21 protein-coding genes are annotated in these 23,151 nt (G+C 70.5%); 10 read left to right on the top strand and 11 right to left on the bottom strand.

The window, feature by feature from the left end:
- Window positions 1–574 precede the first annotated feature (574 nt).
- The 3 genes from ACFJIT_RS04655 (at window position 575) to ACFJIT_RS04665 (ending at window position 3,634) form a co-directional block, all read left to right on the top strand.
- Window positions 575–1,960, top strand: coding sequence for a DUF1800 family protein (locus ACFJIT_RS04655; protein WP_379655187.1), 1,386 nt, complete (start codon window positions 575–577; stop codon window positions 1,958–1,960).
- Window positions 1,961–2,105: 145 nt separating this feature from the next.
- Entirely contained in the window at window positions 2,106–3,251 is a 1,146-nt protein-coding gene (locus tag ACFJIT_RS04660) for a DUF1501 domain-containing protein (protein WP_379655188.1), read from the top strand.
- A 107-nt stretch (window positions 3,252–3,358) separates the two neighbouring features.
- The gene (locus ACFJIT_RS04665; RefSeq protein ID WP_130552690.1) at window positions 3,359–3,634 is read left to right on the top strand and encodes a hypothetical protein; all 276 of its coding nucleotides are present in this window, start codon (window positions 3,359–3,361) and stop codon (window positions 3,632–3,634) included.
- A gap of 192 nt (window positions 3,635–3,826) precedes the next feature.
- Here the strand turns inward: ACFJIT_RS04665 and ACFJIT_RS04670 are convergent, their stop codons facing one another.
- From ACFJIT_RS04670 to ACFJIT_RS04685, 4 genes are all read right to left on the bottom strand, one after another.
- A complete protein-coding gene (locus ACFJIT_RS04670) occupies window positions 3,827–4,705 on the bottom strand; it encodes a polyprenyl synthetase family protein (RefSeq protein ID WP_379655189.1) in 879 nt (292 codons plus the stop codon).
- Window positions 4,695–4,955, bottom strand: coding sequence for an exodeoxyribonuclease VII small subunit (locus ACFJIT_RS04675; protein ID WP_130521307.1), 261 nt, complete (start codon window positions 4,953–4,955; stop codon window positions 4,695–4,697). Before ACFJIT_RS04675 ends, ACFJIT_RS04670 begins: the two co-directional genes overlap by 11 nt.
- 35 nt (window positions 4,956–4,990) lie before the next feature.
- A complete protein-coding gene (gene tilS, locus ACFJIT_RS04680) occupies window positions 4,991–6,286 on the bottom strand; it encodes a tRNA lysidine(34) synthetase TilS (RefSeq protein WP_379655190.1) in 1,296 nt (431 codons plus the stop codon).
- Window positions 6,287–6,425: 139 nt separating this feature from the next.
- Entirely contained in the window at window positions 6,426–7,340 is a 915-nt protein-coding gene (locus ACFJIT_RS04685) for an ankyrin repeat domain-containing protein (RefSeq protein ID WP_379655191.1), read from the bottom strand.
- Between the two features lie 133 nt (window positions 7,341–7,473).
- Here ACFJIT_RS04685 and radA point away from each other — a divergent pair, with 133 nt between their 5' ends.
- Complete coding sequence (gene radA, locus ACFJIT_RS04690; RefSeq protein WP_379655192.1) at window positions 7,474–8,868, top strand: DNA repair protein RadA; 1,395 nt, start codon at window positions 7,474–7,476, stop codon at window positions 8,866–8,868.
- A 256-nt stretch (window positions 8,869–9,124) separates the two neighbouring features.
- On the opposite strand, the gene tsf is transcribed toward radA, so the two are convergent.
- The 7 genes from tsf to ACFJIT_RS04725 form a co-directional block, all read right to left on the bottom strand.
- On the bottom strand, window positions 9,125–10,003 hold the full coding sequence (gene tsf / locus ACFJIT_RS04695; protein ID WP_130521315.1) for a translation elongation factor Ts: 879 nt from the start codon (window positions 10,001–10,003) through the stop codon (window positions 9,125–9,127).
- Between the two features lie 131 nt (window positions 10,004–10,134).
- Complete coding sequence (gene rpsB / locus ACFJIT_RS04700; protein ID WP_130521317.1) at window positions 10,135–10,917, bottom strand: 30S ribosomal protein S2; 783 nt, start codon at window positions 10,915–10,917, stop codon at window positions 10,135–10,137.
- A gap of 257 nt (window positions 10,918–11,174) precedes the next feature.
- Window positions 11,175–11,324 carry a hypothetical protein gene (locus tag ACFJIT_RS04705; protein WP_165424264.1) on the bottom strand — a complete coding sequence of 50 codons (150 nt, stop codon included), beginning with the start codon at window positions 11,322–11,324 and terminating at the stop codon, window positions 11,175–11,177.
- Between the two features lie 96 nt (window positions 11,325–11,420).
- Window positions 11,421–12,440 carry a spore coat protein U domain-containing protein gene (locus ACFJIT_RS04710; RefSeq protein WP_379655193.1) on the bottom strand — a complete coding sequence of 340 codons (1,020 nt, stop codon included), beginning with the start codon at window positions 12,438–12,440 and terminating at the stop codon, window positions 11,421–11,423.
- Window positions 12,437–14,788 carry a fimbria/pilus outer membrane usher protein gene (locus tag ACFJIT_RS04715; RefSeq protein WP_379655714.1) on the bottom strand — a complete coding sequence of 784 codons (2,352 nt, stop codon included), beginning with the start codon at window positions 14,786–14,788 and terminating at the stop codon, window positions 12,437–12,439. The genes ACFJIT_RS04710 and ACFJIT_RS04715 overlap by 4 nt, the downstream gene beginning before the upstream one ends.
- 16 nt (window positions 14,789–14,804) lie before the next feature.
- A complete protein-coding gene (locus ACFJIT_RS04720; RefSeq protein WP_235871611.1) occupies window positions 14,805–15,494 on the bottom strand; it encodes a molecular chaperone in 690 nt (229 codons plus the stop codon).
- Window positions 15,495–15,569: 75 nt separating this feature from the next.
- Complete coding sequence (locus ACFJIT_RS04725) at window positions 15,570–16,094, bottom strand: spore coat U domain-containing protein (protein ID WP_130521326.1); 525 nt, start codon at window positions 16,092–16,094, stop codon at window positions 15,570–15,572.
- Window positions 16,095–16,429: 335 nt separating this feature from the next.
- Here ACFJIT_RS04725 and map point away from each other — a divergent pair, with 335 nt between their 5' ends.
- The 6 genes from map to ACFJIT_RS04755 all read left to right on the top strand — a co-directional run bounded on the left by map (window position 16,430) and on the right by ACFJIT_RS04755 (window position 23,134).
- On the top strand, window positions 16,430–17,206 hold the full coding sequence (gene map / locus ACFJIT_RS04730) for a type I methionyl aminopeptidase (protein WP_130521328.1): 777 nt from the start codon (window positions 16,430–16,432) through the stop codon (window positions 17,204–17,206).
- On the top strand, window positions 17,203–19,830 hold the full coding sequence (gene glnD / locus ACFJIT_RS04735; RefSeq protein WP_379655194.1) for a [protein-PII] uridylyltransferase: 2,628 nt from the start codon (window positions 17,203–17,205) through the stop codon (window positions 19,828–19,830). Before map ends, glnD begins: the two co-directional genes overlap by 4 nt.
- A gap of 37 nt (window positions 19,831–19,867) precedes the next feature.
- Window positions 19,868–20,713, top strand: a complete 846-nt coding sequence (dapD, locus tag ACFJIT_RS04740; RefSeq protein ID WP_306991384.1) for a 2,3,4,5-tetrahydropyridine-2,6-dicarboxylate N-succinyltransferase — start codon at window positions 19,868–19,870, stop codon at window positions 20,711–20,713.
- The gene (locus ACFJIT_RS04745; protein ID WP_379655715.1) at window positions 20,710–21,579 is read left to right on the top strand and encodes a hypothetical protein; all 870 of its coding nucleotides are present in this window, start codon (window positions 20,710–20,712) and stop codon (window positions 21,577–21,579) included. Before dapD ends, ACFJIT_RS04745 begins: the two co-directional genes overlap by 4 nt.
- A gap of 152 nt (window positions 21,580–21,731) precedes the next feature.
- The gene (locus tag ACFJIT_RS04750) at window positions 21,732–22,730 is read left to right on the top strand and encodes a glycoside hydrolase family 43 protein (protein ID WP_379655195.1); all 999 of its coding nucleotides are present in this window, start codon (window positions 21,732–21,734) and stop codon (window positions 22,728–22,730) included.
- A gap of 44 nt (window positions 22,731–22,774) precedes the next feature.
- On the top strand, window positions 22,775–23,134 hold the full coding sequence (locus ACFJIT_RS04755) for an arsenate reductase (protein WP_130522895.1): 360 nt from the start codon (window positions 22,775–22,777) through the stop codon (window positions 23,132–23,134).
- Window positions 23,135–23,151 lie beyond the last annotated feature (17 nt).

Raw genomic sequence — 23,151 nt, forward strand, 5'->3', positions numbered from 1 at the left:
GGCTGCCGCTCTTCCCTCGGTCGGGGCATCCTGCCCCGACTCGGGCGCTCGGCATCCTGCCTCGCTCGTCGCGGCCACCGCCCGCCGGCCCGCTGCCTCGCGCGTCAGGTCACGAGGCTTCGGTCTGCGGGCGTTCAAACCCCTCCTCGCGCACAACGCGACCAGTGACGGGAAATGATCGACTTGAGGCCCCCTCCCTTGCGCGCAGCGCAGGGGAGGGATGGGGAGGGGTCGGGGCTTTCCCGGGCAAGCCACCGAAGCAAGAGCAAAAGCAAAAGCAAAAGCAAAAGCACCCCACCCCGGCCCTCCCCTTCGCTACGGCGAAAGGGAGGGGGCAGAGCGCTTGCTCAATGCCATCGGGTCGACGCTGGTCGGCGAAGTCCGCTTGCCTACTCACTCCGCAGTGATCGCATCGACCGCCTGGCTTCCCCCTTACACCGGCGCACACCTTGAGGGAGGGGACGGACCATCGCCAGGCAGCGACCCAGCGGTCGCTAAATCGGCTGGCGCGACGGTCAACCGGGACCGAGCTGGGGCGTTGTCCTGCTTGACCTTCGCCACGAGCGCGCTGCCGATGACCCTCGAACACGCTGTCAGTGCGGCCAACCGTTTCGGCCTGGGCGCCCGCCCGGGCGAACTGGCCGGCCTCGATGATCCGCAGGGCTGGCTGCTGGCCCAGCTGCGCCCGGCGCCCGTGCCCGCGGCCCTGGCCGCGCTGCCGGGCAGCATCGATTACCTGCAGCAGGACATCGCTTTGCAGCAGGCCCGGCGTGTGGCCAAGCGCGAGGGCGGCGACGCGCCCAAGGCGCTGGCCAAGGCGCTGCGTCAGGGCCAGCTGCGCGAACTGACGGCGCGCTACCAGGTGGCGGTGGACAGCCAGGCCAGCTTCGTCGAGCGCATGGTGCGCTTCTGGTCCAACCACTTCGCCGTGTCGGTGGACAAGCGCGTGGCCGCGCCCTATGCCGCGCCGATGGAGCGCGAGGCCATCCGCCCGCACGTCACCGGCCAGTTCGGCCAGCTGCTGCTGGCGGTGGAGACGCACCCGGCGATGCTGCGCTTCCTGGACAACGGCAGGTCGGTCGGTGCGGATTCGATGCTGGCTCAGCGGGTGCGCCGGCGCGACCCGGACAAGACGCCCGGCCTCAACGAGAACCTGGCCCGCGAGATCCTCGAGCTGCACACCGTCGGTGCCAACGGCGGCTATACGCAGGCCGATGTGACCGAGTTCGCCAAGGCCATCACCGGCTGGGGCGTGCCGGGCCCGCAGGACTTCCGCGGCGGCGGCGTGGAGGGTGCGTTCGTGTTCCGACCTGCCGCACACGCGCAGGGCGCGCGCATGGTGATGGGCAAGCGCTATGCGCAGCCGGGCATGGCCCAGGGCCGCGCGATCCTGGCCGATCTGGCCGTGCATCCGGCCACGGCGCGGCACGTGTCGGGCAAGATCGCCCGGCATCTGATCCGCGACACGCCGCCGCCGGCGGTGATCGAGGCGATGTGCCAGGCCTGGGCCCGGACCGACGGCGATCTGGCGGCCGTGTACACCGCGCTGATCCGCCACCCGGCGGCCTGGGATGCGCAGGCGCGCAAGTTCAAGACGCCCGACGACTACCTGGTCTCGGCGCTGCGCGCCGGCGGCGCGCTGGACGATCGCCGGCCGCAGGCGCTGGCCACGCTGCTCGGTCGCATGGGGCAGCCGCCCTTCACCCCGCGCTCGCCCGCCGGCTTCGAGGACGACGCGGCGCAGTGGAGCGGCCCGGACGCCCTGTGGAAGCGCGTGCAGAGCGCGCAGGCGCTGGCCGAGGCCGTGCCTGAGGAACAGCTCGATCCGCTGCGCACCGCGCAGACCGTCTTCGCCGACACGCTCGACGCCGACACCGTGACCACGCTCAGGCGCGCCGAGTCGCCGCGCGACGGTCTGGCGCTGCTGTTCGCCAGCCCCGCTTTCCAGTGGCGGGCCTAGGCCTGATCTCGCCCTTCGGCGTGTATGCCTGAACTGTTTTCCGCGAAAGGTCCGATCGTCATTCCCGCGCAAGCGGGAATCCATGGACGTCGAGGTCGGACCTGCCACCAACCCCGAGCACCACGATCCTGCTGAGAGGCCACGCATGAAACTCACCCGACGCGCCTTCCTTGGCGCCGCTGGCGCGATGACCACGCTGACGCTGTGGCCGTCCATCGGCCTGGCCGCGCAGCGCGCCTATGACACGCGTCTGCTGGTGGTGCTGCTGCGCGGCGGGCTGGACGGCCTGCATGCGCTGGTGCCCAGCGACGACCCCAGCTATCGCAGCCTGCGCGGCGACATGGCGCCGGGCGATACGCTGAAGCTGGACGGCCAGTTCGGGCTGCACCCTTCAATGGCCTTCGCGCACCAGCTCTACGGGCAGCGGCAGCTGCTGCCGGTAGTGGCGATCGCACCGCCTTACCAGCAGCGCTCGCATTTCGAGGCGCAGGACTGCCTGGAGAACGGCAGCGCCCGACCCAGCGGCGCCAACACCGGCTGGCTCAACCGCTGCGCCGGCGCGATGGCCGGCACCGAGGCGCTTTCGATCACCAGCGTGATGCCGCTGATCATGCGCGGCCCCGGCGATGCGTCCACCTGGTCGCCGCCGCTGCCCGAGCAGGTCAATCCCATCCTGCTGCAGCGGCTGCAGGACCTGTACGCGCGCGATCCCGCGCTGGCCGACAGTTTCCAGCGCGCGGTGGCGACCCAGGGCGCAGGCGAAGGCGGCGGTGAAGGCGCCGGCAAGGGGCGCATGGCGGCGGCCACTGCCGCAGCGGCACGCTTCATGTCCCAGCCCGCCGGGCCGCGCATCGGCTTCGTCGAGGATTCCGGCTGGGACACCCACGCCGCCGAGGCAGCGATCCTGAAGAACAAGCTGTCCGAACTGGACAACGGATTGCGCGCCTTCCACGACGGCGCCCCGGACATCTGGGCCAGGACCGTCGTGGTGGTGGTGACCGAATTTGGCCGCACCGCCAAGGTCAACGGCACCGGCGGCACCGACCATGGCACGGGCGGCCTGGCCCTGCTGGCTGGCGGTGCCGTGCGCGGCGGCCGCATCGCCGGCGACTGGCCCGGCCTGTCCCAGCGCGCCCTCAACGAAGGCCGCGACCTGCGCGTCACCACCGACATGCGCGCCCTGTTCAAGGCGGTGCTGGCCGGTCACCTGCGCGTGGACCAGGGCAAGCTGGAGACCGTTGTGTTTCCCGGCAGCGGCAGTGTGCGCGGGATGGAGGGATTGCTGGCCTGACGCCACCCGCGGCACCCTCGAGGGGCGGGGCGGTAGTGTGTCCTCAACGAAGCCGGTTTTACGCAGAGACCGTGCGTCGACACTTGGTCGGCGAACGGAGCGTAACGGTGAACGAGGAGATCGAGATCAAGCTTGCGGACGAGCATTACGAGCGCGTCCACAAGGTCGGAAAGCGCATCGAGGCGGACGTGCTCGCGCACGCCGAACATGTCCTGGATGTGCTGTACGGCGAGAAGCGGGAGAAGGTGAAGGTCAAGTGCGTCAAGGTCTTCCCCAACAACATGAAGACTGCCATCCTCGACGAGCGTGGCAAGGTCATCGGCGTCTGGGTCGACCCGCCCGGCATCTGCCGCCGACCGCGCAAGGGCGAGAAGTTCGACTGAGTTCGGCTCGCCCGGCTTAGCCCTGAGTCCAACAACACGAAGCAGGCGGCATGAGCAGGTGCCGCCTGCTTCATCTCATGCCCGGGGCAGCGCTCGCCTTGACGCGTGGTCGCTTTGACCGCGTGAGCGGCGGGCGGGGGGAGAGATGAAGACGGTCGCTACGCGGCGTGAGCCAGGATGCTCAGGAAAGACTCAATGCGCGCGCCGCACCGTCAGCTCGCCCAGCGCGGCGAGCGCGTCGGCGCGTTCGTCGAAGGGGGCGAGCAGGTCGCGCATCTGCGCGGCCAGGTCGTCCAGCCTGGCCTTGGCGCCGTCCATGCCGAGCAGGGCGGGGTAGGTGGACTTGTCCTGGGCAGCGTCCTTGCCGGCGGTCTTGCCGAGGGTCTCGGAGCTGGCTTCGACGTCGAGGATGTCGTCGCGCACCTGGAAGGCCAGGCCGAGCGCGTCGGCGAAGCGGTCCAGGCGCTGCAGCGTGGTCGCGTCCGCGCCGCCGGCCAGCGCGCCCAGCCGCACGCTGGCGCGGATCAGGGCGCCGGTCTTGAGCGCGTGCATGCGCTGCAGCGCGGACAGCGCCTGCTGCTGGCCGGTGGCGTCGATGTCCAGCGCCTGGCCGCCGCACATGCCGGCCACGCCGCTGGCATGGGCCAGGGTCTGCAGCCAGGCCACGCGCAGCGCGGGGTCGGCGTGCGCGTCGGCGAGCACTTCGAATGCACGCGTCTGCAGCGCGTCGCCGGCCAGGATCGCGGTGGCTTCGTCGAAGGCCACGTGGACGGTCGGGCGGCCGCGGCGCATCGCGTCGTCGTCCATCGCCGGCAGGTCGTCGTGCACCAGGGAATAGGCGTGGATCAGTTCCACCGCCGCGGCGGGCGCATCGAGCGCGGCTTCATCGGCGCCGGTCAGCGTGCCCGCCCCATACACCAGCAGCGGGCGCATGCGCTTGCCGCCGCCGAGCACGGCGTGACGCATCGCCGCGTGCAGGCGCTGTGGGGACAGGTCGGGCGCGGGCAGCGCGGCCTCCAGCGCCGCTTCGACGCGCTGTGCCCAGCGCGCGAACGCGGTCTCACTGCCCATCGGGCAGCGGCGCGAAGGGCTCGGCGGTCTCGGGGCGGTCCGGGTCGGTGAGCAGGCGCACGCGCAGTTCGGCCTGCTCCAGCGCGGTGCGGCAGCTGCGGTACAGGCCGACGCCGCGTTCGTAGGCGGCCAGGGACTCTTCCAGGCTCAGGTCGCCCTGTTCCATGCGCGCGACCAGCTGCTCCAGCTCGTCCAGCGATTGCTCGAAATGCGCCACGGGCGAGGCGTCGGCGGTGGGTTTGTTAGCCATGGGCAAAGTGTGGGGGCCATGCTGCGAAGGGTCAATCAAACGCGGCCCGGCGGTGTCCAGTGCAATCGTGCGTTTTGGGCCTCAAGCCAGGCCTGGAACGGGCCGGACAGGAGGCGGTCGCCCATCGCCAGCACGCGGCCCTCGGCGTCGCGCAGCAGCGGCAGCTGCGCGCGCTGCCACGGCGGAATGCCGGCCGCCTGCAGCGCATGCTTGAGCGCGTGCGAATGGGTCCGCCCAGGCAACTGGATGCGTTCGCCGCCCTGGCGTGCGCCGACCTGCACCGGGACCTCGAACGCCGCGCCGTGCAGCCGGAGTTCGCCGCCGCAGGGCAACGCCAGCGGCGCATCGCCGCGCCAGTGCGTGCGCCATGCGCGGGGCAGTGGCGGCGTTGCACGCCCGGCGTGCAGCAGGTCGCGCCAGCGCTGCAGACGAGCCTCGCCCCAGTCGAAGCGCGCCTGCGCATCGTGCCCGGCATCGAGCAGGCTGGTCTCCAGCTGGACGATGCCCTGCGCAGGCAGCGGTGGCAGGCCCAGCGTGGCGATCCAGCGGCGCACGACGCGCGCGCGCAGTTCCGGCGACAGCGCCCGCAGCGCGGGGACCGACAGCAGCTGCGCATCGTCGGTGCGCGCGCGGTCCAGCGCGTCCTGGTCCAGCTGCAGCAACAGTGCGTCGGCCTGCGCGCTCAGCGCGGCGCTGCGCGCCAGGGCGGCGTCGGCGTGCGGCCAGCGCTGGCGCAGCAGCGGCAGCACGTGGTGGCGCAGGAAGTTGCGGTCCAGCGCGGCATCGGCATTGCTGGGATCTTCGACCCAGCGCAGGTCGTGGGCCTGGGCGTAGGCCAGGATCGCGCTGCGCGGCAGGTCCAGCCAGGGCCGCCACAGTTGGCCTTGCGCGAACGGGCGCAGCGGCCGCATCGCCGCCAGGCCTTCGGGTCCCGAAGCGCGTAGCGCGCGCAGTAGAAAGGTCTCGGCCTGATCGTCGCGGTGATGGGCGGCGACCAGCAGGTCGCCAGGTCGCAGGACGCGGGCGAAGGCCGCGTGGCGCGCGCGGCGTGCGGCGGCTTCCAGTCCCTTGCCGGCAAGTTCGACGACGACGCGTTCGACCCGCAGCGGCAGCTGCAGCCGTGCGCACAGCGCTGCGCAGTGGACTTCCCAGGCATCGGCGTCGGCATGCAGGCCGTGATGCACATGGACGGCGCGCACGCGGCCGGGCCAAGTGGCGGCCAGCGCGTGCAGCAGTGCGGTGGAATCCAGGCCGCCGCTCAGCGCCACCCACAGCGCGGCCTCGGGCGTGGTGGCGGGCAGGGCGGCCAGCAGGTCGGTCGGTGAGGCCATCCGGGGATGGTGCCACGCAGGGTGCGTCGCGGCGACGCGCGGACCACCTGCGGTCGCGGCGCAGCGGCTGGCGCATCGAGTGCGGCATGCGCCGGTCCGTCGATCGCGCGCCGTCCGCAGGCAAGGCGCGCGATGCGGGCTACAGCGCGATGCTGCCCGGTCCCGCTTCCTGGTCGGAAGGCAGCGGATCGCGCTGGCGCGGGCGCAGGGTCGGTGGTATCGGCGGGCGGCCGATGCCCTTGTCCAGCAACCAGGCCTGGCAGGCGCGCTGCCAGTCGCGCATCGCCTCGGGTACGTCGCGGTAGAAGGCGTCCTCCACGATGGGCATGCGCCCGTCGTTGGACTGCGCGGTGCCGAGCAGGCGCGCGCCCTCCAGGTCGTGCATGCGCATGGTCGGGTCGCCGCCGTGTTCCAGCAGCCAGTACAGCCGATCGAAGCGGCCGCTGCGCGCGTACCAGCTCAGCACGGTGTCGTAGTGGTCGGCGCCGTCCAGGACGGTGTCCTGGTTGGCGCCGGACAGGATCAGGTGCTGCACGTTGGCCCAGCGGCCGTGTTTGAAGGCCACGTACAGCAGCGGCTGGCCCTCGGCGTTGCGCGTGTTGGGGTCACCGCCGCGCATCAGCAGTTCGGTCAGGTAGTCGGGATCGGACCGTTCTGCCGCCGGCACCAGCGCCGACTCGAACGCCGCGGCCGTGCCGGCCTGGCCGCGCACATTCGGCGAGGCGCCGGCGTCGAGCAGCAGCTTCAGGCCCTTCGGGTTGGCGGTGAGCACCGGCCAGGCCAGCAGCGGACGGCCGCTGCGGTCAAAGACGGTGTTCGGGTCGAGGCCCTGTTCGCGGACCAGCTGGTCGATGCGGTGCGTATCCAGGTGGTCCACCGCCCGCGCCAGCGCCAGACCCGGGCCGGTGAAGTACGCATCCGGGTCCAGCACGTGATTGGCGTTCCGCGGCAGGCTCAGGGCGACGTACACGCAGCCGCAGACCGCCAGCAGCACCGGCGGCAGCAGGAGCAGCAGGGTGCGCAGCGGGCCACGGGGCAGGCGGAGACGGCTCACGGGTGGGCGGCTTGGAGAAGGCTTCACGGGCTAAGGTACGTGGAAAGCGCGCCGTGCCGGCCCGCGCCGGTCTCGTCGGCCGAGACGCGGCCCGGCTACAGTGGCGCCCGGTTTTTTCTCCAGGGAACGCTCCATGGCCAAGGCCGCCTCCAAGGCCCGCACCGCCTATGTCTGCGGCGAATGCGGCGCCGAATACAGCAAGTGGCAGGGCCAGTGCACCGAATGCCACGCCTGGAACAGCCTGAGCCAGGTCGTGCTGGAGCCGGCCGCCGGCGCCGCGCCGGCCGCCGCGCGCCGCACCGGCTGGGCTGGCAAGACCGAGGCGCCAAAGATCACCGCGCTCAAGGACGTGCGCAGCAGCGAGGACGTGCGCGTGTCCACCGGCATCGGTGAGTTCGACCGCGTGCTCGGCGGTGGCCTGGTCGAAGGCGCGGTGGTGCTGGTCGGTGGCGATCCGGGCATCGGCAAGTCGACCCTGCTGCTGCAGGCGCTGGCGCGGATGGCCGCGACCCTGCCGGTGCTGTACGTCACCGGCGAGGAATCGCTGGCCCAGGTCGCCGGCCGCGCGGTGCGCCTGGACCTGCCGCTGGACGGCCTGCACGCGCTGGCCGAGACCGGGATCGAATCCATCCTCCAGCACGCCTCCACCGCGCGCCCGAAGCTGTTCGTGGCCGACTCGGTGCAGACGCTGTGGACCGAATCGCTGACCGCCGCGCCCGGTTCGGTCAGCCAGGTGCGCGAGAGCGCCGCGCGCCTGGTGCGCTATGCCAAGGAGACCGGCACGGCGGTGTTCCTGGTCGGCCACGTCACCAAGGAAGGCGGCATCGCCGGCCCGCGCGTGCTCGAGCACATGGTCGATGCGGTGCTGTACTTCGAGGGCGAATCGGGCAGCCGTTTCCGCGTGCTGCGCGCGTTCAAGAACCGCTTCGGCGCGGTCAACGAGCTGGGCGTATTCGCCATGGGCGACAAGGGCCTGAAGGAAGTGCCCAACCCGTCGGCGATCTTCCTGTCCGGCGGCAGCACCCGCCAGCCCGGCAGCTGCGTGATGGTCACCCGCGAGGGCACCCGTCCGCTGCTGGTGGAAGTGCAGGCGCTGGTCGATGCCTCGCCGCTGTCCAACCCGCGCCGCGTCGCCGTGGGCCTGGAAGGCAACCGCCTGGCGATGCTGCTGGCGGTGCTGCATCGCCATGGCGGGATCATGGTCGGCGACCAGGACGTCTTCATCAACGTGGTCGGCGGCATCCGCGTGCAGGAGACCGCGGCCGACCTGCCGGCGCTGCTGGCGGTGCTCTCGTCCCTGCGCGACACGCCGCTGGCCGAGAAGACGATCGCCTTCGGCGAGGTCGGCCTGTCCGGCGAGATCCGCCCGGTGCCCAACGGCGAGGACCGCCTGCGCGAGGCCGCCACCCACGGCTTCAAGCGTGCCATCGTGCCCAAGGGCAACGCACCCAAGTCCAGCGCGATCAAGGGTATGGAAGTCGTCGCCGTCGAACGCCTCGCCGATGCGCTGGAGGCGGCGTTCGGCTGAAGATTCGCCTGGGCTGAGGCTCCCGGACAGGCGAGACGGCCCGGTGCAAATCCGGCCTAGCGGAAACTTGCCTGGCTGAAGCAGCTGTCTCTTCCGGCCCAGTCGCGGTCGCCTTGTAGAGCGGAGCTTGCTCCGCTGCTCTTCGTTCGGTTCGTGGGAAAGGCCCAGCGGAGCAAGCTCCGCTCTACAGGGGCCAAAAAAGCGAAAGGCCGCGGTGTCCGCGGCCTTTCGGGTGTTGCTTTGGAGCGTGAGGCGATCAGGCCAGGCCGGCCTGCTTCATCACTTCGGCGGCGTAGTCTTCCACCACCTTCTCGATGCCTTCGCCCACGGCCAGACGCTTGAAGCCGACCACTTCGGCGCCGGCGGCCTTGAGGGCCTGCTCGACGGTCTGGTTGGTGTCCAGCACGTAGGGCTGGCCGTACAGGGTCACTTCGCTGACGATCTTGTTGATCTTGCCGCTGATGATCTTTTCCAGGATCTCGGCCGGCTTGGACTTGTCCTTCTCGGACATCTTGGCCAGCTCGATTTCCTTTTCCTTGGCCACGAAGTCGGCCGGCACGTCGCTGGCCTTGTTGTACGGCGGGTTCATCGCGGCCACGTGCATGGCCAGGCCACGGGCCAGGTCGGCGTCGCCGCCCTTGACCTCGACCAACACGCCGATCTTGCCGCCGTGGACGTAGGCGGCCACGTTGTTGGCGCTGTCGACGGCGACCAGGCGACGGATCTGCATGTTCTCGCCGAGCTTGGCGATGGCGGCGGCGCGGGACTCCTCGACGGTCTCGCCGGAAGGCAGCTTGGCCGACTTCAGCGCGTCCACATCGGCGGCGCCGGAGGCCAGGGCGGCCTGGGCGACGGCGTCGGTGAAGGCGACGAAGTTGCTGTCCTTGGCGACGAAGTCGGTCTCGGAGTTGATCTCGACCAGCACGGCCTTGCCGCCGTCCTGCGCCGCGGCGATGCGGCCTTCGGCGGTGACGCGGTCGGCCTTCTTGTCGGCCTTGGCCAGGCCGGACTTGCGCAGCCACTCGGCGGCGGTGTCGATGTTGCCTTCGTTCTCGGTGAGCGCCTTCTTGCACTCCATCATGCCGGCGCCGGTGCGCTCGCGCAGTTCCTTGACCAGGGAAGCGGTGATTTCCACGGTGATGACCTCAGTTGGGAATGGGGTGGACGGCGCAAGCGCCGGTCCTTGAAGCGACAGCGGCGGAGCCTGCGCCCCGCCGCCCTGAGCCGGCGCACAGTGGCGCGCCGGCGTTGCACGGCCGTGACGCCTTAGGCGGCGGCTTCGTCGCTCTTGCGGCCACGACGGGCCGGCTTGGCCTCGGCGTTGCCTTCGCTGAACTCTTCCTCGCGCACGGTGGCCGAGTTCGGCGCGGCGGCCTTGCCTTCCAGCACGGCGTCGGCGGCGGCGCGGGCGTACAGCTGCACGGCGCGGATGGCGTCGTCGTTGCCCGGGATGGCGTAGTCCACCAGGGCCGGGTCGTAGTTCGAGTCGACCACGGCGACCACCGGGATGCCGAGCTTCTTGGCTTCCTTGATGGCGATGTCCTCATGGCCGATGTCGATGACGAACAGGGCGTCGGGCAGACGGTTCATCTCCTTGATGCCGCCCAGCGAGGCCTGCAGCTTGTCGCGCTCGCGGCGCAGGCCCAGCACTTCGTGCTTGACCAGCTTCTCGAAGGTGCCGTCGGTCTCGGCCGCTTCCAGCTCCTTCAGGCGGGCGACCGACTTCTTCACGGTGGCGAAGTTGGTCAGCGAGCCGCCCAGCCAGCGCTGGGTCATGTACGGCATGCCGCAACGCTCGGCTTCTTCCTTGATGGCTTCGCGGGCCGAACGCTTGGTGCCGACGAACAGGATGGTGCCGCGCTTCTGGGCGATGGCGCTGATGAAGTTCATCGCGTCAACGAACAGCGGCAGGGTCTTTTCCAGGTTGATGATGTGGATCTTGCCGCGGGCACCGAAAATGTACGGGGCCATCTTCGGGTTCCAGTAGCGGGTCTGGTGACCGAAGTGCACGCCGGCTTCCAGCATCTGGCGCATGGTGATCTGGGACATCGTGAAAAACTCCAAGGCAGTGGAACCGGCCGCGCGTTTGGGATGCGGCACTGATGGTTCCGGGGTTGGGCCTCCCTGCGGCGTCCGTGGCCGAACCCTCCTGGTAAGGAAGGCACCCCGGCACGGGCTGTGGCAGCAGGTGTGTATTCGCCGGTGACGCCCGGCGTGGGCGGTCTCTACAAGGCCAGGCGGCCTTTCAGAGCCGGCGGATTATAGCCGGCGGGCGCAGGTGGGCGCAAATCGCGCCCTGGCGCGGGTCAGGCCAGCAGCGGGGCGGCGGCGATCAGGATGACGAGCAGCAGCAGACGGCGGGAGGAGGACAGGCGCATGGGGTTTCCGGGGGAGGTGGACGGGGCGAGATGCCCGGTCTGCCCGGAGTCATGCAGGCGGCGTGCCAACTCCGGCATGGCGCATGAAGTCGCATCGCAGGGCGTTTTATGAGACCGCGTTCACAAGGAGCGCGCCCTGGCGTCGCCTGCGCGGGTCGGTTCTGACCTTGCGCGTCAGTAGGTGATGGTCACGGTGATGGTGTCGCTGTAGCTGCCGGCGGCCGCGCTCTGCCCGGACGGCACGCGGCCGTAGACGGTGGCGGTCTGGGCGGCGCCGGTCCCGGTGCCCTGCAGGGTGTCGGTGTTCAGAACGTTGCCCCAGCGCTGGCTGCGCGCGGGGTCGAGGTAGAGGTCGTAGGCAACGTACTGACTGGTCGCGCCCTGGCGCATGCGCCGCTGGCCGAGCAGGGCGTTGCTGCCATTGTCCAGGCCCAGCTGCCAGGCGGTGCGTCGCGTGCAGGTCAGGCCGATGGCGGAGGTCTGGTCGACATTGGCGGCGATGAAGCCCGCGACGCTGCCGAAGTCCAGATCGCTGGCGCTGTAGGCGTAGCACTGCCCCGGCACGTTGGCGGACACGACGAAGGGGAAGGCGTCGTTGGTCGTCGTCGCGCCGGAGACATTGCAGGCGGCGGGAAAGCTCGCCGCGGCGCCTAGCAGCGGCGTGTTGGCCGCATAGGTCAGCACGGTGTTGGCGCCGGCGAAGGTGCTGCCGTAGCTGCCGGCCGCCAGCGCCTGGTTGGCCGGAATGCGGCCATAGATCGTCACGGTCTGCGCCTGCGAGCCGCCGATGATCAACGGAACCGCGTAGTCGAAATCCAGCACCAGCACGGTGCTGACCGCATTGCCCAGCGCGCCCCAGATCTGGCTGCGGGCCGGGTCCAGATAGAGCTGGTAATTGAGCGTGTCGCCCGCTGCGCTGCGCATCCGGCGCGGCGACAGCGAGGTATCGACGCTGCCCGGGCCCAGACCCACGCACAGCCGCACCTTGGTGTTACTCAGCACGGCCAGCGCGGCGGTGCTGCAGGTCACAGTGAAGGAGGTGACGGTATCGGTGACTTGTGTGGGCGAGACATTGCCGAAGGCAAGCACTGTTGGCGTGGTGGCGGTGCACACCGTCGCCGCGCGCGCGCTCGGCGCCCAGGCCCAGAGCGCCAGCAGGGCCAGCAGCAGGCAGCACGGCAGGCGGCGGCTCATTGGCGGGTCTCCGGGACGCAGGTCAGCGGACCGATGCGTGGGATCCGGGCGGAGGCGATCCGGGCGGGATAGTCGAAATCCACCACGCAGGTGCCCGATTCGGCGCCGATCCGCAGACGGTTCCTGAGCTGCAGGTTGTCGAGGTAGGTCTCGCCGTCGTGGCCGACGACGGCGACCGGCTCCTCCGCGCCGTCCGGCGTCACCGTGCTGCCCACCGCCAGCGGCTGGCCGGCCGGATCGCGCAGGACCAGCGTGGCGGCGCGGACCTGGGTGATGTCGAAGGGCACCTTCAGGCCGGCGCCGGCGCGCGGGGTGACCACGCGTTCCACCTCGTCCACGCGCAGGTCGGCGGGCAGGTCGAGGATGTCGATCGAGACCCGGTTGCGCTGCCAGGGCTGCAGCGGGGTCACCAGCAGCAGACCGTCGGCGTTGGTCTGGCCGATCAGGCGGTTCTCCAGCCGGACCGGGATGTGCGGTCGTCCGGTCGAGACCACGCCGAAGGCGTTGTCGACCGAACGCGCGGCCAGCACGCCGCCGCCCAGCCAGGCCAGGCTGCCACTGGCGCTGGCATAGCCGTAGGTGGTGCCGCCCTGGCTGGCCGCGCCCAGGCCGTAGCGGCCGACATCGTTCTGCCAGCCCAGTTCGGCCAGACCGCCGGTGCCGTCGGTCCCGCTGCGGGCCTGCACGCGCCAGCCCAGCCCGTTGGGGCCGCCGTCGCCGGGTATGGCCCGGGAGGCCTCGACGACCTGGGTGTTGAGGTTGCCGTTGCGCTGGGTCGAGACCGAGGCCCGGCGCAGCCCGTCCAGCGCCAGCGAGGCCGACAGATAGAGGCTGCGGTCGGAGGCGTCGTCCAGGTTCTGGTTCACCGACAGGTTGGCCGACCAGTCCTCGCCGAAGGTCTGCGACCAGAACAGGCCCGCATAGCGCAGGCTGGGTTCGTCCTCGTTGCGCAGTCGCACGTAGCTGGCGCTGAGCGAACCGAAGCGGGGCAGGGAGACGCCGAAGATCGCGTGGTCGCTGGCGCTGACCGGGATGCTGCCCTGCAGGCTGCCGATATCGCGATAGCGCCCATGCGTGCGCTGGGTGCCGATGGCCAGGTTGAAGGTGCCGTTGTTCCAGGTGTGCTCGATCGCGGTCTGGCCGCCTGCCTCATCGCCGCGGCGGCTGCGCGCATAGGAGGCCGACAGCACGCCGGCGCCGCCCAGCAGCCACAGTCCGCCCGCGCCGGCGTTGCTGATGTTGCCGCCATGCTCGGCGTGACCCTCGACGGTGAAGCCATCGCTGACGCCATAGCGGAACGTTCCGGTGCCCACCACCGTGTTGCCATAGCGGAACGAGCGCAGGCCGTAGTCCTCGCGCAGCACGCCCACCCCCACGCCGCCCTCGGACAGGCCCTTGGCCAGCAGCGCCTGGGTGCCGTAGAAGGAGAAATCCAGCGTGCGCACCTGGCCGAAGGCATCGGTGACCACCACCTGCGCGTTGCCGGTGCCGTTGATGCCGGGCAGGGTGGAGAGCTGGAACGGCCCGGCGGCGACCTGGCCGCTGTACTGGCGCAGGCCATCGACATACAGCTCCACCTGCGAGGGCACCGCGGCGTCGCCGAGGAAGGCCGGCAGGGGCGTGGTCACGCGATACGGCTGCAGCCCATAGTTGCGCCCGAGCTGGACGCCGGCCATGCGGATCGAGCGCGTCCAGTCCAGGGCGTCGCTGTAGAAATCTCCCAGCTGCAGGGTCAGCGCCCGGTCCGGCAGGTCCAGCTGCCAGTGGGTGTCCAGGCGCGTCGGTTCGACCCGCCAGCCGTGGGTGCCCTGGCCCTCGTAGAGGCGCATGACCGAGGTGTTGCTGAGCACGCCCTGGCCGATGCCGAAGGCGCGCAGTTCCACGGTGGCGGCCAGATTGGTCTGGTCGGCAGTGCGATTGGCGTAGAGGTCGTAGTTGAGCAGCGCCCCCGGCGAGGAGGTGGCCTGCGGGGCGGGCTCCTGCTCGGGCGCGAGCACGGTGGTGTCCAGCTTCAGCGCGGACAGCGGCGCATCGAAGAACAGGCGCTGGACCTCGGGCTCGTAGCGCACCGCGACCTCGGGCAGCGCATCCAGGGCGAGCACCTCCTCGGGCGCGCGCCCGTCCAGGCGGAAGCCGATCGCGCGCAGGGTCTGCACGGATCCATGCAGGCGCCCGCGGCGCAGTTCGAAGCGCTCGATCTTGCCCGTGTCGGTCTGGTTGAGGCTCACCTGCAGGTACAGCACCTGGTCGTAGCGCGGGTCGGCCATCGGCGCGGCGGGCGGCGGAGCCAGGTCGAAGGCCGCGACCGGCGGAGCGATCAGCAGGGCCAGCAGCGCAGCCCGCGCCAGTGCGGCAGACCAGCCTTCAGCGGGAGGGCGGCACGAGCGGCAGTGGACGCTTCTCGGCTTCACCGTTGATCCTGGCTTTGAAATGCGCGCCGACGTAGCGGCCGGCGGCGCCCGGGAGCGTCCAGCGCATCGTCTGACCTGGCAGCACATAGCCCACCAGGCCGGGCAGCAGCACGGTGTCCGGCCCGCTTGCCTGGACCATGCCCAGGTCGGCCAGTTGCGCGTGGCCGGTGCCGGTGTTGCGCACTTCCAGCGCGCTGGCGCCATCGGCGGCGGCCACCACCGTGGCGGCCAGGACCGGCTGCGGCGCCGCATCGCCCGGCTGCACGAATACCGGCACCGAGTAGCGCAGCACCAGCTGCAGCCCCTGTCGCGCATTGCCGCTGGGCAATTCGTCGACGAGGACGCGGTAGCTGGCCTGAGCGGCGACGGGCGAGCGGTCCGGACGGATCAGCCGGACCAACTGGCGCGCGCCGGGGGCGATGGTCTGCATCGGCGGGCTGGCGATCACCTCCTGGGTGGCATCCAGCGACTCAGTGCCGCCGGACTGGGTCCAGCGGAACACGCGCAGCTGGACATGGACCGGCTCGGTCCCGGTGTTGCTCAGCCACAGCGCGTCGGCATTGCGTGCCGGGGTGAGGGTGATCGAGGTGGGAGAAACCTGCAGACTCGTGGCAAAGGCCGTGTTGCCCAGCGTGGTGATCAACGCTATCCAGGTCCATCTGATGAGCCCTCTCCTGTGTTTTGCACGCGCATCCTGGGTTTTCCCCATATCGCTCCTTCAGTAGATGATCGTGGCGGTCACGGTGTCCTGATACGAGCCCGGGGCGGGATTGTTGGCCGCCAGGTTGTTGATCCGGCCGTAGACCGGATAGACCTGATTGATGCCCAGGCCCGTGCTGGCCAGCGTGTTGGTGCCGGTGGTGCCGCCCCACACGGTCGTGCGGCTCAGGTCGGCGTAGAGCTGGTAGCCGACATAGTTGTTGGTGGTGACGGTGGCGTCGGTATGCTTCATCCGGCGCGTGGTCACATCCCCGGCCGTGGCGGCGTTGGCGCCCGCATTGAGCGCGATGGCGTACGGAGTCAGCGGCGTGCAGCGGACCGTCAGGCTGCCGGCGTTGTCGACGTTGGCGGTCACCGTGGAGGCCTGCGTGCCGAAGTCCACGTCGGTCGCGGCGGCGGCCGTGATGGTGCAGGACTTGGTCACCACCAGCTTGACGTTGAAGGTGGTGGTATCTGCCGCCTGGGCGATGCCGCAGGCGGCCAGCAGGGCAACGGCGAGGGTGTTGGAAAGCAGGTAACGCATGGAGTCTCTCCCGGTCCTTGGGACCACAAGTACCGGCGCCTTGGCCGGCTCGGGTTTAAAGAAAGTGACCTTACGAACAGTGCTGACCTGCGCTGAATACAAAAAATTATTCATGCAAATCTGAGACTTGCGTCCTAGTAGGCGGCGTCTTGTGGTCCGTTACTAACGGGGGCGGGGCCTTCGGTGGCGGCGCGTGACCGTCATCGAGATGCGCGGTCGGAGCCTCCCGGGCGGTGGATGCGAGGGCCTGGCCCCACTGCGGTCGGGCGCCGTTTCCCGGCCGCGAGACCGGACCTGCCCGTTCAGATGCGGGCGCAATCGGCGATAATGGGCGCATGAGCATCCAACTGAAATCCGCCGCCGACCTGGAGAAGATGCGCGTGGCCGGCCGCCTGGCCGCCGAAGTGCTGCAAGTGGTCGCCCCGCACGTGAAGCCGGGCGTGACCACCGCCGAGCTGGACCGCATCTGCCACGACCACATCGTCCACGTGCAGGGCGCGATCCCGGCCAATGTCGGCTACCGCGGCTTCCCGGCCACGGTGTGCACCTCGGTCAACAACGTGATCTGCCACGGCATCCCGAGCGAGGGCAAGGTCCTCAAGGAAGGCGACATCGTCAATATCGACGTGACCGTCATCAAGGATGGCTGGCACGGCGATACCAGCCGCATGTACTACGTCGGCACCCCGTCGGTGATGGCCAAGCGCCTGGTCGAGACCACCCGCGAGGCGATGTTCCGCGGCATCCGCGCGGTCAAGCCGGGCGCGACGCTGGGCGATGTGGGCCATGCGATCCAGCAGTACGCCGAGTCCGAGCGCTTCAGCGTGGTGCGCGAGTACTGCGGCCACGGCATCGGGCAGGTCTACCACGACGAGCCGCAGGTGCTGCATTACGGCCGTCCCGGCGATGGCGTGGTGCTCAAGCCCGGCATGACCTTCACCATCGAGCCGATGATCAACGAGGGCACGCGCTACACCAAGACCCTGCCGGACGGCTGGACCGTGGTGACCAAGGACCGCAAGCTGTCGGCGCAGTGGGAGCACACCGTGGCGGTGACCGAGGACGGCGTGGAGATCCTCACCCGCCTGCCAGGCGACGACAACGACCTGTGACCGCCCCGCCGGTTGCCAGCGGCGCGGCGCGCGCGCCGGCGCAGGCCGATCCGGCCACCGATGGCGTCTGGTCGCAACAGGCCCGCGCCGCGCTGGCGGCCACCGACGATAAGCTGGCGCGCCGCTACGAGGATCTTGACCGCATCGACCACGTGCTGGCGCTGCGCGCGCGCGCGGTCGACCACCTGCTGCGCGAGGCCTGGCGGCGCTGCCTGCCGGCCGAGAGCGGGCTGTCGCTGTTCGCGGTCGGCGGCTACGGGCGCGGCGAACTGTTTCCGCAGTCGGACGTGGACGTGCTGGTGCTGGGCGAACCGGAGGCCCAGCAGCTGCACCACGACGCGCTCGCCCGCTGCCTGGCGCTGGTCTGGGACACCGGCCTGAAGCTCAGCCATGCCGTGCGCTCGCCGGCGCAGTGCAGCGAGGCGGCGCAGGATCAGACCGTGGCCACCGCGCTGCTCGAGGCGCGCCCGCTGATCGCCGACGAGGCCGCGCGCAAGGCCCTGGCCGAGGCCGTGTCGCCGCGGCAGGTGTGGCCGCCGCGCGAGTTCTTCCAGGTCAAGCGCCAGGAGATGGCCCAGCGCCACGCGCGCTTCGGCGACACCTCGGACAATCTGGAGCCGGACATCAAGGACGGCCCGGGCGGCCTGCGCGACCTGCACACGCTGGGCTGGATGGCGCTGCGCACCTTCGGCGTGCGCGACCTGGAGTCGCTGGTGGGCATGGATCAGCTGGGCCCGGACGAGGCCGCCGCGCTGGCGCGCGAGCGCCGCGTCCTGGGCCGGCTGCGCTACGGGCTGCACCTGGTCGCCGGCCGGCCGGAGGAGCGCCTGCGCTTCGACTACCAGAAGGCGCTGGCCACGCGCCTGGGCTACCGGGACGCGCCCGGCAGCCTGGGCGTGGAGCAGATGATGCAGGCCTTCTACCGCAGCGCGGCGATCGTGCGCCGCATCGGCGACCGCCTGCTGCAGCGCTTCGAGGAGCAGTTCGAGGGCGAAGGCACGCCGCAGGCGCTGGATGCGGACTTCGAGCTGCGCCGCAACTACCTGGCCGCGCGCGATCCGCACTGGCCGGCCGACGTCGGCGCGGTGTTCGCGCTGTTCGCCACCTGGGCCGCGCAGGCCGAGGTCCGCGGCCTGCATTCGCAGACCGCGCGCGCGCTGGCCGAGGCGCTGCCGACGCTGCCGGCCTATGCGCGCGCCAGCGCCGAGCAGCGGGCGCAGTTCATGGCGCTGCTGCGTGGCCCGCGCGCGGTCGACACGCTGGCGCGCATGGCCCGCCTGGGCGTGCTGGGGCAGTGGCTGCCGGCCTTCGCCCAGGTGTCCGGGCGCATGCAGTTCGACCTGTTCCACGTGTACACGGTCGATCAGCACACGCTGATGGTGTTGCGCAATCTGGCGGCGTTCGCCAACGGCCGCGCCGACGAGCGCTTCTCCATCGCCCACGAAGTCTGGCCGCGCCTGCGCAAGCCCGAGCTGCTGCTGCTGGCCGGGCTGTTCCATGACATCGGCAAGGGCCGCGGCGGCGATCATTCCGAGCTGGGCTCGGCCGATGCGCGCGACTTCTGCGCGGCGCACGGGCTCAGCGAGGCCGATACCGACCTGGTGGCCTGGCTGGTCGAGCAGCACCTGCGCATGTCGGTGACCGCGCAGAAGCAGGACATCGCCGATCCGGAGGTGATCCACCGCTTCGCCACATTGGTCGGCGACCGCGAGCACCTGGACTATCTCTACCTGCTGACCTGCGCCGACATCGCCGGCACCAGCCCCAAGCTGTGGAACGCGTGGAAGGACCGGCTGCTGGCCGACCTGTACTTCGCCACGCGCCGCGTGCTGCGCGAGGGCCTGGAACAGCCGATGGCCGCCGGCCAGCGCGTGGAGGAAGGCCGCGAGGCGACCCGCGCGCTGCTGCTGGCGCAGGGCTTCGATGCGGACACCATCGCGCGCCAGTTCGCCGAGATGCCCGATGAGAGCTTCCTGCGCTTCCGCCCCGAACAGCTGGCCTGGCAGGCGGCGGCGCTGGTGGACGTGCGCCACGGCCAGACGCTGGTGCAGGTGCGCCTGATCGACGACAACACCCGGGCGATGGAGGTGTTCGTGCACTCGCCCGACCGCGACGGCCTGTTCGCCGCGATCCTGGCCACGCTGGACAAGCAGGGCTTCGCCATCCACCAGGCGCGCGTGCTGGTGGGGCCGCACGGGACGGTGTTCGACTCCTTCGAGGTCCTGCCGGCCGACACCTATGCCAGCGACGATCCCGGGCACCTGGCCGATGCGCTGCGTCGCGCGCTGGCCGGCGCGCTGGACCAGGTGCGCGTGGCCCAGCGCACCGTGCCGCGCCAGCTGCGGCATTTTCGCTTCCCGCCGCGCTTCGAGTTCGGCAACACGCTCGATGGCCGCTACACGGTGCTGGACCTGGTCGCGCCCGACCGGCCCGGGCTGCTGGCCCAAGTCGCGCAGGTGCTGCGCCGCCAGCATCTGCGCGTGCACGATGCGCGCATCGCCACCTTCGGCGAGCGCGCCGAAGACCTGTTCCACCTCAGCGACGAAGGCGACCAGCCGCTGACCGACGCCGAGCGCGAATCCCTGCGCCAGGCCTTGGCCAGCTGCCTGGAAGCGGCCGCCTGATCTCCCTCACCCTCTGTCTGCAGGAACCCCACACCCCATGTCCGCCGTCGATCTCGAATCCCTCAAGTCCACCCTGGAAGACGCCTTCGCGCGCCGCGCCGAACTCACCGCCGACGAGATCCAGGCGCAGGTGCGCCCGGCCGTGTACGCGGCCATCGACGGGCTGGAATCCGGCGCGCTGCGCGTGGCCGAGCCGCTGGCCGAGGGCGGCTGGCAGGTCAACGAGTGGCTGAAGAAGGCGGTGCTGCTGTACTTCCGCGTCAACGACATGCGCGTGATCGAGGCCGAGCCGGCGCCGTTCTGGGACAAGGTCGAGGCGCGCTTCGCCGGCTACGACGCGGCGCAGTTCAAGGCCGGCGGCGTGCGCGTGGTGCCGGGCGCGGTGGCGCGCCGTGGCACCTACTTCGGCAAGGACGTGGTGCTGATGCCCAGCTTCACCAACATCGGCGCCTACGTGGGCGAGGGCACCATGGTCGACACCTGGGCCACGGTGGGCTCGTGCGCGCAGATCGGCAAGCACTGCCATCTGTCCGGCGGCGCCGGCATCGGCGGCGTGCTCGAACCGCTGCAGGCCTCGCCCACCATCATCGAGGACCACTGCTTCATCGGCGCCCGCGCCGAGGTGGTCGAAGGCGTGGTGGTCGGCCATCACAGCGTGATCGGCATGGGCGTGTTCCTCAGCCAGTCCACCCGCATCTACAACCGCGCCACCGGCGAGGTGAGCTACGGCTACGTGCCGCCGGGCAGCGTGGTGGTCTCCGGCTCCCTGCCGGCCAAGGACGGCACGCATTCGCTGTACGCGGCGGTGATCGTCAAGCAGGTCGACGAGAAGACCCGCGCCAAGACCAGCGTCAACGACCTGCTGCGCGGACTGGCGGACTGAGCGCCGCGGTGCCGGATCTCGCGCAGGCCGCGGCATACCGGCATCCGTCCGCCGCCTGCTACGGGCGCGCGCTGCCGCGTCTGCTGCACGCCCCCGGCTGGACCCGATGGCGGCGCGCGCTGACGCGCCGCTGGCCGCTGCCGGCGCTGGTCAGCGATGTGCGCGAGGTGATCTATCTGAGCTGGTGGGTCGACGTGCGCGCCGCGCCGCCGGCGCCGCCCGGGCACACCTATGTCGTCCATCAGGGGCGTACGCCGTACACCATCCTCAGCTATCGCCACGGCCATTTCGGTCCCGCGCTGGCCGGGCCGCTGCGCACGCTGCTGCCCTCGCCGCTGCAGAGCAACTGGCGCTGGTACCTGCGGCGCGAAGGCGACCCGGCCGCGACGCCGGTGGTGCTGTTCGATCGCAACACGATGGACCAGATCGCCTACGTCGCGGGCGCGCGCGCCTGGAGCGATGCCATGCAGCCGCACCTGGCCGCCCGCTTCCTCCATGCGCTGCAAGGCGATGGAGGCGGCAGCACGCGGATCGATCCAGGGCAGGGCACTGCGCCCGCGCTGCGGGTGCAGTGGCAGCCCGCCCATCAGTGGGACGATGCCCAGTGGCAGCCAGCGTTCGGCACGCGCGAGACGCTGCTGCGGTTTCTCACCTGCCAGGACGAGGCGATCGCTCGCACCTGCGACGGGCGCTGGGCCAGCACCCGCATCGCGCTGCCGGTGGATCTGGCCACGCTGCAACCGCTGCGGCTGACCGGCACGCTGGCGTGCCCGCGGCTGCAGGACCTGGGCGTCAGGCTGGAGGAGGGGCTGGCGTTCCGGTTGCCGCGCGTGGCGTTCCGGGTGGTGTCCGAACGCCTGCTGTGAGCCCGCGTGGGTCTGCACTGCCTTGACGCGAGGCTGCTGAATGACAACGCCATGCCGGTTTGGCCAGCGGTTCACCTTTGACTTTAGTCCTGTTTTGGATCGATCCAGCGGCGCCTAGACTCGGTGCTGGTCTATTGCGGCGGGAGCGGGGCATGCGGGATCGGGGCTGGAAGGCGGCGGCGCTGGGGTTGGTGATGGTCGCGGGCATGTCTGGCGCCTGGGCCGCGGAGCCGGCCGCCAAGGCGCGTGCCGGTAATCCCATCTTCCCGGGTTGGTACGCGGACCCCGAGGCGGCGGTCTTCGACAAGACCTACTGGATCTATCCGACCAGTTCGCTGCCGTACGCGCAGCAGACTTATTTCGATGCGTTCTCCTCGCCGGACCTGGTGACCTGGACCCGGCATCCGGGTGTGTTGAAGAAAGATGCGGTGTCCTGGGCGCGCGAGGCGATGTGGGCGCCGGCCGTGGTGGAGAACCGCGGGCGCTATTACTTCTTCTTTGCCGCCAACGACATCAAGAGCGATGCCGAAGTCGGCGGCATCGGCGTGGCCGTGGCCGACGCGCCCGCGGGCCCGTACCGCGACCTGATCGGCAAGCCGCTCATCGGGCAGTTCCACAACGGCGCCCAGCCGATCGACCAGTTCGTGTTCAAGGACGACGACGGCACCTGGTACATGATCTACGGCGGCTGGAAGCACGCCAACATCGTCCGCCTGAAGGACGACTTCACCGGCGTGCGGCCGATGGACGACGGCACGGTGTTCAAGGAGATCACCCCGGCGCCGGAGTACGTCGAAGGTCCGCTGATGTTCAAGCGCGACGGCAAGTACTACTTCCTGTGGTCCGAGGGCGGCTGGACCGGGCCGGACTACGCGGTGGCCTATGCCATCGGCGACTCGCCGCTGGGCCCGTTCAAGCGCATCGGCAAGATCCTGCAGCAGGATCCGAAGATCGGCACGGGCGCGGGCCACAATTCCATCTTCCGCGGCCAGGACGACACCTGGTACATCGTCTACCATCGTCATCCGCTGGGCGACCACGATGGCAATCATCGTCAGGTCGCCATCGACCGCATGGTCTTCGATGCCCAGGGCCACATCCTGCCGGTGAAGATGACCAACGAGGGCGTCGCGCCGCACCCGTTGCGCTGACGCGGCGTCCTCGCAAGCCCCCAGGACTTGTGAGACACGCCTGCATGACTACCACGCTCTACGGACTGAAGAACTGCGACACCTGCAAGAAGGCCAGCAAGTGGCTGGATCGCTTCGGGGTGGCCTACACCTTCGTCGACTATCGCGAGCACAAGCCTTCGCCCGAGACGCTGGTGGAATGGGCGGGCAAGGCCGGTGGCTTCGACGCGCTGGTCAACAAGTCCTCGACCACCTGGCGGCAGCTGCCCGAGAACCGCAAGTCGCCCGGCAGCGAGGCCGAATGGAAGCTGCTGCTGCGCGAGCATCCGCAGCTGATCCGGCGGCCGGTGGTGATCACCGACGATGGCACGCTGAGCCAGGGCTTCTCCGACAACGGCTTCAAGGCGCGCTTCGGGATCGCGTAGAGCGGAGCTTGCTCCGC

Source organism: Pseudoxanthomonas sp. UC19_8, from assembly GCF_042700505.1.
GTDB classification, from domain to species: Bacteria; Pseudomonadota; Gammaproteobacteria; order Xanthomonadales; family Xanthomonadaceae; genus Pseudoxanthomonas_A; species Pseudoxanthomonas_A winnipegensis.

Excerpts from the sequence above, each read along its gene's own strand:
- ACFJIT_RS04655 (WP_379655187.1), top strand. The coding sequence starts at position 575 with ATGACCCTCGAACACGCTGTCAGTGCGGCCAACCGTTTCGGCCTGGGC.
- ACFJIT_RS04660 (WP_379655188.1), top strand. The coding sequence starts at position 2,106 with ATGAAACTCACCCGACGCGCCTTCCTTGGCGCCGCTGGCGCGATGACC.
- ACFJIT_RS04670 (WP_379655189.1), bottom strand. The coding sequence starts at position 4,705 with ATGGGCAGTGAGACCGCGTTCGCGCGCTGGGCACAGCGCGTCGAAGCG.
- ACFJIT_RS04675 (WP_130521307.1), bottom strand. The coding sequence starts at position 4,955 with ATGGCTAACAAACCCACCGCCGACGCCTCGCCCGTGGCGCATTTCGAG.
- tilS (WP_379655190.1), bottom strand. The coding sequence starts at position 6,286 with ATGGCCTCACCGACCGACCTGCTGGCCGCCCTGCCCGCCACCACGCCC.
- radA (WP_379655192.1), top strand. The coding sequence starts at position 7,474 with ATGGCCAAGGCCGCCTCCAAGGCCCGCACCGCCTATGTCTGCGGCGAA.
- rpsB (WP_130521317.1), bottom strand. The coding sequence starts at position 10,917 with ATGTCCCAGATCACCATGCGCCAGATGCTGGAAGCCGGCGTGCACTTC.
- ACFJIT_RS04705 (WP_165424264.1), bottom strand. The coding sequence starts at position 11,324 with ATGCCGGAGTTGGCACGCCGCCTGCATGACTCCGGGCAGACCGGGCAT.
- ACFJIT_RS04710 (WP_379655193.1), bottom strand. The coding sequence starts at position 12,440 with ATGAGCCGCCGCCTGCCGTGCTGCCTGCTGCTGGCCCTGCTGGCGCTC.
- ACFJIT_RS04725 (WP_130521326.1), bottom strand. The coding sequence starts at position 16,094 with ATGCGTTACCTGCTTTCCAACACCCTCGCCGTTGCCCTGCTGGCCGCC.
- map (WP_130521328.1), top strand. The coding sequence starts at position 16,430 with ATGAGCATCCAACTGAAATCCGCCGCCGACCTGGAGAAGATGCGCGTG.
- dapD (WP_306991384.1), top strand. The coding sequence starts at position 19,868 with ATGTCCGCCGTCGATCTCGAATCCCTCAAGTCCACCCTGGAAGACGCC.
- ACFJIT_RS04750 (WP_379655195.1), top strand. The coding sequence starts at position 21,732 with ATGCGGGATCGGGGCTGGAAGGCGGCGGCGCTGGGGTTGGTGATGGTC.
- ACFJIT_RS04755 (WP_130522895.1), top strand. The coding sequence starts at position 22,775 with ATGACTACCACGCTCTACGGACTGAAGAACTGCGACACCTGCAAGAAG.